This is a genomic window from Thiobacillus denitrificans ATCC 25259 (assembly GCF_000012745.1).
GTDB classification, from domain to species: domain Bacteria; phylum Pseudomonadota; class Gammaproteobacteria; order Burkholderiales; family Thiobacillaceae; genus Thiobacillus; species Thiobacillus denitrificans_B.
The window spans coordinates 375025-390590 of the sequence record NC_007404.1 but is presented as its reverse complement, the minus strand read 5'-3'; the positions used below and the strand labels follow the sequence as shown (position 1 = coordinate 390590).

5 protein-coding genes are annotated in these 15566 nt (G+C 65.3%); all 5 read right to left on the bottom strand.

What is annotated here, in order from left to right; genetic code table 11:
* Positions 1 to 6: 6 nt before the first annotated feature.
* Entirely contained in the window at positions 7 to 675 is a 669-nt protein-coding gene (locus TBD_RS01795) for an energy transducer TonB family protein (RefSeq protein WP_011310872.1), read from the bottom strand.
* 3 nt (positions 676 to 678) lie between these two features.
* The gene (locus TBD_RS01790; protein WP_011310871.1) at positions 679 to 1086 is read right to left on the bottom strand and encodes an ExbD/TolR family protein; all 408 of its coding nucleotides are present in this window, start codon (positions 1084 to 1086) and stop codon (positions 679 to 681) included.
* 10 nt (positions 1087 to 1096) lie between these two features.
* The gene (locus tag TBD_RS01785; RefSeq protein ID WP_011310870.1) at positions 1097 to 2764 is read right to left on the bottom strand and encodes a DUF2341 domain-containing protein; all 1668 of its coding nucleotides are present in this window, start codon (positions 2762 to 2764) and stop codon (positions 1097 to 1099) included.
* Between the two features lie 163 nt (positions 2765 to 2927).
* Positions 2928 to 4895 carry a bifunctional metallophosphatase/5'-nucleotidase gene (locus TBD_RS01780; protein ID WP_011310869.1) on the bottom strand — a complete coding sequence of 656 codons (1968 nt, stop codon included), beginning with the start codon at positions 4893 to 4895 and terminating at the stop codon, positions 2928 to 2930.
* Positions 4896 to 5089: 194 nt separating this feature from the next.
* The gene (locus tag TBD_RS01775) at positions 5090 to 15466 is read right to left on the bottom strand and encodes a filamentous haemagglutinin family protein (RefSeq protein WP_041432862.1); all 10377 of its coding nucleotides are present in this window, start codon (positions 15464 to 15466) and stop codon (positions 5090 to 5092) included.
* Positions 15467 to 15566 lie beyond the last annotated feature (100 nt).

Genomic DNA, 15566 nt, shown 5'->3' with positions numbered 1-15566 from the left:
TCACGTTCATGCGCGTGACGTCACGCGTATCTTCATCGGCTGCGGCATGTCCACGGGGGGGTAGTCGCGCAGCGCGCGCATGCCCGTCAACGCCTGCTTCAGCACTTCGTCGGCGTGCGCATCTCCGGTGCTGCCCGCCAGCGCCACGCGCGTCACCTGCCCGCTGCCGTCGATCCACACCTTCACGATCACCTTGTAGGTCTTGTTTTTCAGCGCCTTTTCCCGCACCAGCGCCGCCTGGAACGCGCTGTTCACCGCGTCGTTAACCAGCGCGTCGTACCAGGCCCAGGGGTTGCCGTTTCCGCTGCCCGGCAGCGTGGGAACGCCGCGCGCGATGTCGGTCGACATGCCGCCCGCCGGGCCCTCGGCGATGCCGTCGGGCGGCGGCGCGTCGGCCTGCTGGGGCTCGTCCGGCGTCGGCTGAGGCTCCTCCAGTTTCACCTCTTCCTTGATCTCGGGCTCGGGAGGCTTCTCCTCGGGTGGCGGTGGCGGCGGTGGCGGTGGCGGTGGCGGTGGCGGCTTTACCAGCGTGATCTGCCGCACTTCCATTTTTTGCACCGGCCCCTTCGGCGTCAGCATGTCCTTCAGCCAGACTGCGATCACTACCGCGGCGACGAGGCCCACGGCCACCCCGCCCCACCGCATCCAGGCCGGTTTGCGTTTGCCCTGCTCCATGCCCTACTTCGCGAGCTTCTGGGTCACCAGACCCATCTGCGTGATGCCCACCTGGCCGAGCAGATCGAGCACCTCCATGACCTTGCCGTACTGCACTACCGTGTCGCCCTTGACGACGACCGGCAGGTCGGGAACGGCGGCCTTGGCCGCGGTCAGTTGGGTGCGCAGTTCGTCGAGCGTGACCGGATAGGTGTCGAGATAGACCTGGCCGCTGTCGCTGATCGTGATCGCCTTGGTCTTGGGCTTGGCGAGTGCGGGCTGGTCGCTGGCCTTGGGCAGGTTGACCTCGATGCCCTGCACCGAGGCCGTGGTCATGATGATGAAGATGACGAGCAGCACGTATGCCAGGTCGAGCATCGGCGTGATGTTGATCTCGTCGTAAGGTTCGTTGTCGTCGTGCGCGCTGGCCATGGCGTCCGTCCTAGCGCGAGTAGTTTTCGGCGAGCTTGGTCACGAGCTCGTCGATGAACACGCGCATGTCCGACGTGATCGTCTTGATGCGCGAGTTGAGATAGTTGTAACCGAACAGCGCCGGGATCGCGACCGCCATGCCCGCGGCCGTCGCCATGAGTGCCGCCGCGATGCCCGGTGCGATTGCGTTGACGTTGACGTCGCCGGTCGCGGCGATAACCGCGAACGTGATCATCACGCCCAGCACCGTGCCCAAGAGACCGATAAACGGGCCGCCCGAAATCGCGATCGTCAGCAGCACCATCAATCGCGTCAGCAGTCCCGATTCGCGCACCATGCCGGTGTCGAGGCTGGCGCGGATCGAATCGAGCGCCTGCGGCGTGAGGTTCTTGTCGTGCTCTGCCAGATGGCTGGCGTCGGTGTCCTTGAAGCGGTGCGACAGCTCCTGCGCGGCGATGTGATACAGGCGATAGAGCGAGGAATGCCGGAACGCGTCGGCCATCTGTGTCGACTTGTCGAGCGCGCCGAGGTCGGACGACAGCTCGCGAAATTTCTCCAAAAAGGACTGGTTCGCCGCGTCGACGAGGTTCACGTACACCGCCTTGGCAATCATGACCCACACCGCGACCACCAGCATCACGGCGAGCACGCCGATCGCGATCCAGCCGTCGAGCGTGAGCGCCCGGAACAGCGTGGCCCAGATGCCGCCCCCCCCGCCTTCGCTGCTCTCGTCCTCGCCCAGCGCGACCAGCGTGCCGTCGGGACCCTGCGCCGCCGCGACCGCGATCCAGGCAGCGGAGCGTGCGGCACCGGCGAGCTGAATTTCGTCGGCCTCGCCGTTGTAGCCGCTGCCGACCGTAAGCGGCCCCGCGGGCAGAGCCGCGCCGGCCGCCTCGCCCGCTGGCTTGCCGGCGACATAAAGCCTGAGCGTGCCGCCCTCGACGACCACGGCGACGTGCTGCCATTTTCCGACCTCGAGCGGCACGGCTGCCGCGACGGTCGCTGCGCCTGCCTGCACGTTCAGGACGCCTCCCGTCAGAGCGGCCGAATATCCGCCCGCTTGCATCAACGCGCCGTCGAGCGCGGCCGGCTTCAGCCACATCGACGCGCTCCAGCCGCCGGCCACGGGTAGCGCCGGCAACGTCAGGATTTGCGTCGCATCGAACTTGGCGCCGCCGTTGGCGAACGAGGCGGCGATCCGGGTGCCAGTGAAGGCCGTGGCGTTCGCCCCGGCCGGGGCGCTGTCGGTGGGGTTGCCACCCGCCTCGTTGAAGTGGAAGACCGCGCTTCCCGCGTCGTAGGTGCCCTTCGCATCCGAGGATGCGGCCGCCTCCGGGTTGCCGAAATACAGCCAGGCCTCGGTCGTCGCGGCGAGTTTTGGCATCTTTACCCACACCAGCGCAAGCTGGTTCAGGCCATCCCATTTCTCGATGTGGAACTTGAGCTCGGTCGCGTCGTCCCCCCCGACGACGCGCAGATCGCTGCCGTCCTCGTTGGCCGAAAGGAAATCGAAATTGCCGGTGTGCAGCCGGATCAGCACCGGCGCGTCGACGATCTCGCCCGCCGGATTCGTCAGCGTGATCTTCTTGCGCGCGCTCCAGTCCTCGTTCCACCACGCGTGGCTCGCGGCGGAAAACAGGGAAAGCAACAAGGCAATCGCAACGGCAAGGACATGCATAGGGCTTCAACCGGAATCGGGCAAGCGGCTGATCCTACGGGGGGGCGATGACAGGGACTGGAAGCGGACATGGCCCAAACGGACCATCTCCCCTTCCGCGCCGGCGCAACGCGGGACAGACAAAGCGAGCCCCACGCTCGCCTTCCCGCAGCCGGCTACCGCATCATGGCGCCGGGCAGACACTCACCTTGACGACGCGGTCCTGCGCGCTGGGTGCGACGGGATCGTGCGACTTGAAATACTGCTGCATCGCGTCGAGGTCAAGGGCGCCACCGAGTTGGCCCGTCCCCTGAGTGAACACGGTGAAATTGTCGCCGCCCGAGGCGAGGAAGGAGTTCATGGTCACGCGGTAGCTGGCGAGCTTGTCGATCGCCACGCCATGGAGCTTGACGCTGCCGTCGCAGACGTAGTGGGCGCCTTTTTGTGCTGCGAAGTTCGCCGCCGCGGTGTCGAACGTGTGCTGGTAGCTAAAGCCTTCCGACACCTGGAGGATGCGCGCGAACGGTTGGAACGCGCCCCACTGCTGCTCCAGCAGATCATAAATCTGCTGGCCCGTGAAGGTTTTGGTCACCAGTGAGTTGCCGAAAGGCTGCACGGCGAACGCTTCACCATAAGTCACGACGCCGTCGCCTTCCAGCGCGTCGCTGCTCGGGTAGGTGAAGTCGGCGCGTATGCCGCCCGGGTTCATCAGGGCAATCACCGCACCGCCCAGTTCCGGAGCGGCAGTCGCTTCGAGCTGCGCGTCGGCGATGACGTCGCCCAGCGCGGACTCGCCCGCCGCATTGGCGCTGCGGGTGATCGCGGCCGTGATGCCGCCAAGGGGCGTATTGGCCAGCGGCGCGGCCAACGCATTGTAGCCGTTGGCCAGCGCGGTCAGCGCCGCCATGGGAGGCACGGCGGCATTGCTGCGGTCGACCACCACGTTGTCGACGGCAATGCTGGCCACGTCGCGCGTCATGGTGTCGATGACCAGATCGATCTCGGTGACGGAGCGCCCCTGGGCGTTGGTGCTCGTCACCGGGATAGTGCGGCCTGCGCGGTTGGACAGGCTGCACCGATACGCCTGGTGCGTATGGCCGCTGACGACCAGATCCACCGCGTCGTCCAGACGCTGGACGATACCGAGGATCGCGCCAGAGACGTTGCTGCAGTCGTTGATGTTCGCCGTCGTGGTATCCACGCCGCCTTCGTGGACTAGCACCACGATGCTTTCCACGCCCTGCGCCTTCAGTTCGGGGATCAGCGCGTTGACCGTGTCGGCCTCGTCGTGGAAATCCAGCGTCGAAATGCCGCTGGGCGTGACGATGCTGGGCGTGTCCTCGAGCGTCATGCCGATGAAGGCGACCTTGTTGCCCTTGAAATTTCGGATCGCGTACGCAGGGAACAGCGTCTTGCCGTCGGTCTTTTCGGTGACGTTGGCCGCCAGGAATTTGAAGCGGGCGCCCTCGAACGGGACCGGCGTGCCGACTGCATCGCCTTGGCACGAGTTGGGGTCGGTCGGATGGCAGCCGCCGTTCTGCATGCGCAGCAGCTCGTCGCGCCCCTCGTCGAACTCGTGGTTGCCGACGGCGTTGAAGTCCAGGCCCAGGATGTTCATGCCCTCGATCGTCGGCTCGTCGTGGAACAGCGCCGAAACCAGCGGCGTCGCGCCGATCAGGTCGCCCGCGGAAACCGTTACGTGGTTGGGCGATTTGGCGCGGATGGCGTCGATATAAGCCGCCAGGGCGTCGATGCCGCCCACCGGCTTGCCGGCAAAACTTCCCGGGCTGAACAGCTGGCCATGGAAATCGTTGATCGCCGCAATCTTGACGAGCAGCGTCGAACCGACGTCCGAGCGGGCCGCGGCGCTCACGATCCGGCTGCGCTCGGTGGCGCTGATGGACTCCGCCTTCAGCCAGTCCTGCGTGAGCCGCGACACCGCGCTCACGAATTCGCCATGGCTGCCCCAGTTGGCGCCTTCGGAAGCGGAATCGATGATGAGGTCGTTCATGCAGGCCGCGCCGATTTCCTTATTGGCCACGGCGGAATCGACGGTGCCGATCACAACGCTGGGTTCCAGACAGGCGGCCTGGGCTTGGACGGAAAGCGACAACAGCACGCCGACGGCGAGGGGGTGGAGCCGATGCATCATGTTTTTTCTCCAGGGTGGACAGCGGGCATGCGAGGGACTCGCACGGTTCAGCCGTCACTCTGGAGAATCAAGATGACAAAACGCGCTTTGAAAAAACTGTTGCGAATGAGCCGAATATGTGGGTCGATACGGCCCCCCGCTCGGGACGGATGACGGCATGGCGCGATCTCCGGCCATCCGTCACCCATGCAGCGTCACTCCCCGTGCCCGATCACCTCCGCGGAAATGAACGTCGGCTTGAACGCCTGCTTGAGTTGCTCTGCCGCGCGCGCCGCATCCGCGAGGTTCTGCGACAGCGATGCGGTTGTCGATGACACGTCGTCGCCCGCGTTGCTCGCACCGGACGAGGCGGCCGTCACCGCGCTGGTGTCCGCTACCGGCGTGCCGGCCGAGTTGCCCGAGACGCTGATGTTGTCTGCGCCCAAAACCACCTGCGCGGCGATGTTGAGGTTGCCGGCGCGGATGCCGGCATCGCCGGCGTTGACGGTGCCTTTGGGGGCGATCAGGTTGACGTCGCCCGCAGTCCCACCCAACGGTTGCAACGCACCAATACCGCTGCCGCTCGCAGCGCCCTGCAACACTTGGGTCACGTTGCCTTTGCCGTCGACCAGAATGAGCGGAGGCGGCACCGTGACCGCGGTCTTTTTGCCCTTGCCGGCGTCGATGTCGCCCTCGCTGGACCACAACAACACGTCGCCTCCTCCAATGGTCAGGATGCGCGACTGGTTGACCAGCATGTCGCCGCGCGTGAATCCCTGGATATCGCCCTCCTTCGCGGCGACAATACCCAAGGCGTCGTGTTTTCCGGTCTCGCCGCCTTCAAGATTCAGGAGCGCCTCCGGCGTGTTCGCCAGCCCCACGACCATGTCTCCACCGGGCACGACCCACTCGATATTCCCGCCGCTTTGGGTTTGAATCCGGCTGGCAAACAGGTTGATGCCCCCCTGATAGTTCTTGAATTCGCCATCCGGATACTTGTCGCCGATGCCGGGGAATACCAGCTCAAGGGCCGCATAGCCGCGCGCATAGTGGCCAGCGTAGTCGCTGTCCGCGTCGTTGAAGTCGCGTCCGGTTTCGCGCAGCGCGGTGAACAGCATGGCCCGTACGCGTTCTTCATACACCAAGACGCCTTGCGACTTGACGCCCTGAACCGCAGCGCGTGCGGAATCCGCGGTCAGACTGTCGTCCCCAGTCATCCAGCGCGCCTGCCACAGCGTCGCGTCGTCAGGCGCACCCGCGTCGAGTTTGGCCAGCAAACGGTCGACCGCGCCACTGTAGTCGATCCCGCGGTCGCCGACCCCTGCGGCGACTCGAATATCCGCACCAAGCTCCGGAAGTTCGGGATTGACCGTATTGCCCCGGCTCAGAATGCCGCCCGAGGTGCCCAAATCGACGTCGCGCCCTGCGATCACGTCCAGCACGCCCGGGCCCCCCACATGGATATGGTCGCCTTCGGTACGTACAGCGCCGGTCGCAAAAAGGATGTCGCGGCCCGCCTGCACCCGGCTCCGGTCATTGTCTGCGTTGACGTGCTGCGCCTCGATGCTGACGTTCACCACGTCGCGACCCGCCCGCACATCAAAAGCCTTGGAGACATCCAGAATCGTCGCGGCGCCCCCCGAAGCGACGGACCTACCGACGACATCCCCTTCCATCGCATGGACGCGCACGGGCTGCGGGTCGGCCGCATGTACGGGCACGGCCGCGTGGAGGGTGGGATCGGCTTTGTCGATACTGCTCAGCTCAGCGACCAGGTTTTTCGGGTTGTTGACGGAATCCACCCGAGGATTGGCCGGCAATGCCGGGCTTGGAATGCTTGCGGGATCGCGGTCGCTCATCACCAGCGTCTGGTGCAGGCGAACCGAGTCGCGCGCGAGCAGTTCCAGAGTTGCATCGGCGGCGGGCAGCATCACCCGTGTGCCGCCTTCGACCGCCACATCCCCCTGGAAGGCGACCATGCTCAGGCTGGGCGGGAGGAGATCAAGGCCGTAGGCATCGATGGACGACTTGTCGTTCAGGGCGTACAGATAAACCGAGTCGTGCAATTGTTTCCCGCTGATGGCATCGGTGCTATGCAGCGTTGCCGCGCCGGTCAGGCTATGCAGAATTGCGCCGCTTTGGTCCGTATACGTCGAGAAGGCAGTGTCGCGCCCGCTCGTACCCGCCACGTTGAACGTCGATTTGCTGTTCGATGCCGATCTCGACTGATTGAACAGATGGGGATTGAACACCGTGCCGATGTGAACGTCCTTCATCGCGCTCACGCGTGCCTCGCCGTCGCCTACCGCCAGCAGGGTATATATCGGCTTGTCGAAGGCCACTTGTCCGCTGCCCACCTCGCCGCCGGCCTTCAGTACCACGTCACCACGGTCTGCATAGTACTGGCCACCCAGCACGTCACCGCCCGCCTCCACGCGCACGGTGCCCCCACCGGTTTTCGTCAAGGCGCCGGCATCCGGCGTGCTGGACGCTAGGCGCGCCTGCGTCGGCGCATGAGCCGACACGTTCTGGACCGAACCTCCGGCAACGAGCATGACATCGCCGCCCCCGAGCGCACCCACGCCCTGCTGGAACAGGTCGAAGCGGACCCACCACGCGGGCTGTGTTGTATAGGCCGACGCATCGGCATTCAGCCTGCCCTGGCGGAATAGCCAGTTGTTAAATAGCTGCGCGGACGGACTGCCCACGATGCTGCCTGCGGCGGCCAGGCTGACGTCACCGCCCCCGTGCGAAAAATAGGTCGACGCCGCAGGCGTCGGTGACGTGAAGCCGCCCAATGTCCCGGTGTTGCGACCTGCCGTGTAGATCACTGCCTCGGTGCCGACGAGCCTGATGTCGTGCCCGGACGCCACCCGAATGTCGCCACTGCCGGTGCGGATCAGTTTGCCGGCGGCGAGCGTGAAGTCCCTGTCGCCGGGCTTCACCGTCATAGGATCGGCAGCGGCCCGGTCCGCGCCCGCGGTCAAACGGTACGACCAGGAATCGTCGCCCAGCAACGCCGCCGACGTCGGACTGCGGCCCACGCACGTAGCCGCGGCGCAGGGCGTTGCAACGCTGAAGCCGTCCGACAGATTGCCATTGATGTTGAGATGTCCCTCGGCACGCAAAGTGAGGACGCCCGCTTCGCCGTTGTCCCGCATGTCCTTCAGGTTCCAGTTCTCGCCAAGCGTGAGATCGCCCGTCGCGTGCACCTCCGCGCCCGCCAGAACGTGGAGCGTCGGCTGACCAAGGCGGTCCCTGATCGCCGCGTAGTGATCCACATAGTTGCTCTCGGCATCGAGATGGCCCGCGAACGCAGCGTTGTCAGCCTTGATCGTATCGAGATCCGCCGCCGCCAGGCTGACGTTGCCGTTGTCCAACGTTCCAATTTCGTTGATCTCGCCCTCGTTGTATACCCTGAACGCCTCGACGGACACCGCGCGGGCGCCGGCCAGACCCGCGCTCTTGAGCGCAGTCACGTTGACGTCGACGCCGCTTCGCGGCGCACGCAGCAACACGGTACCGCCTTGGCCGCCGGCGCCACCCACAACGTCGATGGTGCTGCCTTCCGCCAAATCAAGGTTGCCTTCACGTGTACCGATCTCGAGGTCGCCGCCGTCCTCGTTCGCGCCGCGGGACTTGGCCGAGAGGCTGGCGGTGCCTGTCACGTTCACGTCACCTTTCGCGAACAATTCGATGCGGCCTGCATCCGTGCCCGACGCGTCGAGTTCGCCCGCCACGTCAAGCTTGCCCCCGTCGGCAGCGATGCGGATATCGAGGGCCTTGATCTTATCGGTCTCGGCAATGGTTACGTCGCCGCTGCGCACGCGGAGACTACGCCCCCCGTCGAATCCACCGGTGTTGAACGCGGTGTTGAACGTCGAGAAACTTGCAACCGGGTTCCCTGCATCGTCGACTGTGTCGAGCGATTTCACGTCGACGTCGGCGCGGGCGCCCTCGCCGCGCAAGCCCCCCCCGTCCCCCGGCGCCGAGCCGTTGACGCTGCCGCTGCCGCTGCCATCGGCGAGTGTGAACGTACCATTCGCCGCGCGCACGATCAGCGTGCCCGCGACACCGCCCGCGGCAGCGGACACGTCCACGTTCGATCCATCCGCAAAATCCACATTTCCGGTTTCGCTGACGAATTCCGCGGTGCCGCCCCAACTGGGTTTGGTGACGTCGAAGAACTGGATCGAGCGTCCGGCTACGTCGATCTCTGCGTTTTCGCCCAGCTCGATATCGCCGGCCGTGGCTGTCAGCTTGAATGTGCCCGAGGGCAGCCCGGCGTGGCTGTCGAAATCGAGCGAGGAGCCTTGCAACGCCCACTTGGCGCCCAGCGCAGTCACCGGTGCCAACACGCGGTCGGCAGTGTGTTGCGCCACGATCAGCGCGTTCGTCGCGTTGAAGGCCTGATCGGCGCCGCGTTGGCCGCTGATGCGGGCGACGTTCAGCATCACAGGCGCGTCCACCTCCAGCGTGCCTGTTCCGGAGCCCACGAGTTCATTGGCCGTGATCGTGACCGCACCAAATCCCTGGATCTGCTTGTCGCCGGAGCCCAGCGTAAGCGTATCGGCTTTCACCTCGAGATTGCCGCTGCCCAGCGCGCGGCCTGCGGCAAACGATGCGGCGTTGTTCGGGTTGGCCAGCGTCAGTTGGTTCGCGTTGAGTCGTGCGGTCTTGCCTGCGTTATTCAAACCTGCCAGACCGGCACCTTGCAGAGTCAGACTTTGCAGTACAGGTTTGCCCCCGTCGAGCTTGCCGACGGTCACATCGCCATGGAGATCAAAGGTCGTATAACTGATGAGAGTCAGTCCGGCGAGGTCGATGGCGTTCAGCTCGCCTTGCGTGTAGGTGAGGCCGTCGCTCCCCACGGGAGCATCTCCGAAATTGATTCGGCTGGCACCCACGGCCAGATGGCCGGCGACGGGAGTTGTAACCTCGGCACCGTTCTCGGTTTTGTGCCGCTCGAACCGGGTCCTGCCGTTGAATGCATTGTCCTTCGTCGCGTCGAGCGTAATCGAGTCGGTGGCAATCAATGTGCTGTCCGACGCGCCGGTCAACGTGCCCTGGCTGCGATCCGGGCTGCCGGTGCGTGCGAAGCTGGCGCGAGTCGACGCCACGCGCACGAATGCACCGTTACCGCCGGTTTCGTAGCGGCCGGCATCGCCCGACGCGCCCTGCGCATCGATCGCACTGCCTGACTCAAGCGCAAGCGTGTTCGTCGCCGCCAGCATGACTTCGCCGGCCTTCAGCGCATGATCGGCATCGTTCGCGAGCGTCAACGACTCCGCGGCCACGCTCAGCGTGGTGGTGTCGCCGCTCGTAGTCCGGGTACCGCCGATCAAGACGCTTTCCGCCCCCAGCTCGTTGAGCTTGGCGGCATCGAGAACGACGGTCTCCGGATCGAGTCCGGCGGGCGCGCCGCTGGTCACCGCGAGCTTGAGCGCACTGAGATCCACCTGAGCACCCCGCCCACCCGATCCCGCCGCGAGGTCGTATACGGCACCCAGCTTCAGCGCGTCGCTGCCACTACCGCTGGCGCTCACAGACAGCAATCCGGCATCCTGCGGACGGCTGCGGCTGTCCGCGAAGAACTCGGACGCACGCGTCAGGGTAAATTCCGACCGCGCGCGCACCTGATCGTGAGTCATGACCTGTATGCCCTGCCAGTTCGCGTCCTTAGGTGCGCCAACGCGCGTGTCCGTCACATAGCCCGCGGCGATGCGTACGCTGTCCTGGCGGCTGTAGGCCTGCCCCGGCATCACGTCCTTGATGCCGGTATCCAGTTTGATAGCGTAGGCCCCCGGCAGTAGCGCGTAATGCGCGGGTAACAGCGTATAGACCCCGTCCTTCAGTCCTGCCACGCCTGCGAGATAGACCGCCTCGCCGCTCGCGCGATCGATTTTTTCCTCCGCGTCGGTCGGCGCAACCCCTCCCGTGAACCCAGGGAGAATGGCGTAGGTGTTCTTGTCGGCGAGGATGTCGCGCGACCCGCCGGGGCCGACAGTGAATTCGTAAGCCTGGGCGTCTCCTCCGCCGGAGAGATCGACGCGTGCGCCCGCCTGCATGTCCACCTTCGAAGCCGCGGCAAGTATGGATTTCTGCTCCGCGACATCCGCCAGTTCGATGCTGTAGGTGTCGGGTGCGCCCAGGTCGAATGTCCAGGTACGGCCGTTTTGCAGCTTGCCGAACGGAAGTACGCTGTTCGCGTCGGCGGCCACCGAGGTCAAACTTCCGTTCTCGAACGTCAGCGTGTTTTCGGCCTGCAAATCGATCTTGCCGAGCGGTGCCCAGAGATTGCCGCCCTGGACGATATCCTTTGCCGTCGCTGTCAGGCTGCCGAACGCTGACCAGGGCTGTCGCGGCGCATCGCCGCCTTGCTCGAAGCGCAGGGTCTTGCCGGGCGCAAGTATTTGGTATTGCACGTAGCTGGCGGGCGCGACCACGGCCCCGTGGAATACCATATTGGCGGTGGTCTTGAGTTCGCCATACGGCCGCTTGTCGAATACGCGACCGTCGACGGTCACGGTTTCAGGTATGCCCCCGAGCAGGCGGATTTCGTCCTTGCCGTTCAGCGCGGCCTGCGCCATCCCCTCGAGCGCGAGCTTGCCTGCCAGTTCGATCTGGCGCGCGTTGACGGTCAGCGTGCCCTTCGCCGTCGGCGCAGCGCCTGCGGTGTCGCCAAATGCGCCGTAGTTGCCCATGCGAACGGTCTCGGCCGCGAGCGCGACGTCGCCGCCTGCCGTTTCGATGCGGGGCGCGTCGAGCGTCAGTTCCCTGAGGGGGATTGCGCGTGGAATGTCCGGTTCAGCCCCCACGTTCAGGCCGTTCTCCAGGCGGATGGTCCCGCTCTCGCTGCTGAAGTGCATGCGATCAAACCCGGCGGCCTCGAGAGCCTTCGCGCCGATCCGCGTATTGCCGTTGCGTTCGATCGGAATTGCGTCCCCGGCCGTGAGTCCCGCGGCCTGAGGCGCAGTCGTCGACGCCAGGGCCAACACGCGCGTATGATCGGGCGCGCCGGCATTCAAGCGCGTCGTCTGGTCTATCGCGGGCAAGGTGAGCGAGAACGACCCGCCACGGTTCGTCGGGCCGCCGCCGTTGGCGACGATCATGCCATCGAGCAACGCGCCCTCCACCGTCCGGATCGTCACGGCGCCTGCATCGCTGCCCACGTCGCGGCCCAACAAGCCGGCTTCATTCCGCACGTCCAGCCGCACCGGTGCCGCGCCCGAAACATCGATACGCGATCCTGCCTGCGTGACCACGTACGCCTGGCCCCCTTTCACAGCGCCGTCGGCGGCCACACTCCCGCCCAGCGTGACAGTACCGCCCGCAAGTACCACGCCCTGCGTCAAACCACGGCTGTCCGTGTAGGTGCGCGCCACGCCCGAAACGTCCAGCACGGCGTTCGACCCCAGCCAGACGGCTGCAGTCGCATCGAACGGATCGTTTGCGCCCCGCGTTGCAATGGCGGACACGCGACCGCCCGCCGCTTGCACCTCACCCAGCAGTTCGACGCGGGTATGCGCACTGAAGCTGACCTTTGCCCGGTCATCCGCCAGAATCCTGGCGCTTTCGCCCAACCGAATTTTTGCGTTGGTATTGGACGCAGCGAAACTCACGTTCGCGGCCTGACGCACCCGGTCATCCTGTTTCAACAACTGGCTGAACGCGCTGATGTCGCTGCCGGTCGGTTGCAGGGTATAGCCTGCAAGCAGTTCGCGGCTCACGACCGTCGGGCGCAGCGTCGTACCGTCGGCGATATCGACACCGTCGAATCCGGTCAGATTGAAGTTGGCGAAGCCGCCGCGCTCAAAGAATGCCGCGTCGAGATTAAGCGTGTCGGCGTCCGTTGCGCCGCCGATCTGGATTTTCTTCGTTTTGAGGGTGTAGGTCCCGCCCTTGCCGAGTGCTTCGCCGTGCACCTCGCCCCCCAATCGGAGGGCTTGGCCGGCTTCCAGTGTCACATCGCCACCGTTGCCGGCCTTGATCTTGCCGTCGGGCTTGACGCGCACGCCGCCCCCAACATCAAGCAACGTATCGTCCCCCAACACCACATTGCCCGCGGCGGCCAGCCTGATCGAGCCGCCGTCGACCGCCACGGCATCCAAGGATTTTTCGCCGGTACCAGGTAAATCGTTCACCCAGCCGCCGCGCGCGGACAGGCTGACGCCGTCCCCCACCGTCACGTCCAGCGACGGTGCGTCGACGTTGAAGTAGTTCCGTTCCGCAGTAAGTGCAATCTTGCCGGCGTCGGTGTGAATATCCGCATTGACCGCGACGCCCTGGGCGGTAATCGCCGCGCTGCCGCCGGTCGGCATGCGCAACGCATCGCGCACTTCGGCCGCCTGGTTGCTGAAGATCTCCAGCTGCGCCACGTTGTCCTTGCCCATCAGCGCGGGTTTCAGCACCAGCGTGTCTTTCAGGGTTTGCGCCAGTTCGTCGCCAAACTTGAAATCGGCCGGCAGGGTGGCGCCGTTGTCGGCAATTTCGACACGCTGGTTCAGCTTGTAGTCGTGGCGGTTGGTGCTGAAATCCACCACATCCCGACCGATGGCCAAGCGCGCACCTGCCGGGGACACGCCCGCGTCGCGCTGCAATTCACCGGTCGTCGTGCGCCCCTGGACGTCGGCCTGCATCACCACCGCCTTCATGCCCACCACGTTCAGCGCGCCGGCGTCCCGTCCTTCGACGTAACCGGGATCGTAGCGATAGCTCTGCCCGAGATCGATGACTTCCTTGACGTTCCAGCGTCCGTAGTTTTTCACGAACCGCGTGGCGATACCGTCGTACCGCGTTTGGCCGCCGGCGTCCGCGATGTCAACCGGTTTACCGTTGGTGGTCAGCAGCGTGGTTTTCACAGTGCCGGCGGTGTATTTCACGCTGCCACCGGACAGGTCGAATACCGCGCCGTGCTCCAGGATGGTCTCGCCCTCCGAGAGGACGTGCACGGTGCCGCCGGCGGTCGAGCGCTCGGCGACGCCCCGCTCCAGTTTGGCCTGATAGCTTTCGAGGCTGTCCCGCGCAATCAGCGTCGCCTTGCCGGCGTCGGAATTGGCCAACGCGCGATTGATATCCACATACACCTTCTCACCGCGCAGCGGGCCTTGCTGATTGACCGGCGAGTCCTTCAGTTCGTCGCCGCGCAACTCCACCTCGACGCTATTGCGCGCCACGGACACGGCCACGTTCTCCAGGCCGGCCACGTCGATACGCGCGCCGCTCGCGATATGGATCCGCGCAGTATCGGAGGCATTCTGGCCGGCATCCCTCAGAACGGTTGGATCGCTGGGATTATCGGTCGCCCTGAATTCGACCGCGGCCGCAGGCGCGTCGATGGTCGCGCCGCCCGCCATGCGTATATCCCGACCCAGTATCTTCACCTGCGATATCTTTGCCAGACCAGTGCCCGTCGTGCCATCCAATCCTGTCGTGGGGTCGGCTACGTCCGGCAGGATTTCGGTCAGGCTGTTTTCCCCCAACACGACCCGACCCGCGCTCGTCGCGCCGATATTGGTGGCCGTGAGCAGGCCGGCGTTGGTCGTGATGCCGTCCTTCGCCATCAGATACACCGAGCCGTTGGCCACAACCGACGTCGTCGCGCGCGCAATGCCGAGCTGGTTGACCGCGAATCCGACCATGGTGACGTTGCCACGCTGCGCGGTCAGTTCGCCCAGGTTCGTGACGTGACCCAGTTTGTCCTCCGCCGCGTTCGTCAGGTCGACGGCCTGGCCATCGAGCACCCCATCCTTGACGTCAGCATTGGCGCTATCGGCATCGGCCAAACCGGCGGGGCGCTCCACTTCGACCAGGAGACCGCGCACGTTGTCGTCGTCGCCCGTGGCCGAGCGCAGATAGACCTTGGCGCCAGCCGCCGCAATCACCTGGCCATCCGGGGCCGTCACTTTGCCCTTGTTGACCACGGTCGGCGCGATCAGCATCACGCGCCCCTGGCTGCCCGCGGTGATCTGCGCGCCCTCGAATACCTTGATGAACCCTGTCGTACCTTCGAACTGCGGCTTGGTCGGGTCGCCGAGAAACGAATTCAGAATGAAGCTGTCGGCAATGTTCAGTGTGCTCGCCGTGAAGGTGTTGAGGTTCACCTGCGACCCGCCCATAAAGGCGATGCCGTTGGTGTTGACCAGGATCACATTGGCCTTCTGCCCGACTGCCTGCGTGATGCTGCCGGCGATCACACTCGGGTTGAGGTCCCATATACGGTTGAGCGAGGTGAAATTCGCCCCTGGCACCAGTTGTCCCGCTCCATCGATCTGACGGAACTGCACTTCGTGCCCGGTGCTAACGTTAAAGCTCTGCCAGTTGAGTACGGCCTTGTCACTGGTCTGATTGACCAGCAACCGGCTACCGACCTGAGTCGGCAATAGTGCCGATCCGGCCGTGACAAAGTTCGCCGCTGCCACTGGCAACTCGGCCTGCACCGGCCCCGCCGACAACACCCCCGCCAGCGCCAACGCTGCCCCGCTCGCGGCCTTGCGCTGGCCTGATTTACCAGAGCGGCGCGCCATTTCCGCCACCGGCACCATCATGCCTAAAGTGGGGTTGAACACCAGCCGATAGTGGTCGCGATTCATCAGATTCTCCTTGTCGAACCACGCGGGAAGCGCGCGGCGCACGGGGGAGAACCTTAGCCTCGCCTCACGTCATGCGCGTGTCATATGGATGAGCCGATCG

Excerpts from the sequence above, each read along its gene's own strand:
- TBD_RS01795 (WP_011310872.1), bottom strand. The coding sequence starts at position 675 with ATGGAGCAGGGCAAACGCAAACCGGCCTGGATGCGGTGGGGCGGGGTG.
- TBD_RS01790 (WP_011310871.1), bottom strand. The coding sequence starts at position 1,086 with ATGGCCAGCGCGCACGACGACAACGAACCTTACGACGAGATCAACATC.
- TBD_RS01785 (WP_011310870.1), bottom strand. The coding sequence starts at position 2,764 with ATGCATGTCCTTGCCGTTGCGATTGCCTTGTTGCTTTCCCTGTTTTCC.
- TBD_RS01780 (WP_011310869.1), bottom strand. The coding sequence starts at position 4,895 with ATGATGCATCGGCTCCACCCCCTCGCCGTCGGCGTGCTGTTGTCGCTT.
- TBD_RS01775 (WP_041432862.1), bottom strand. The coding sequence starts at position 15,466 with ATGAATCGCGACCACTATCGGCTGGTGTTCAACCCCACTTTAGGCATG.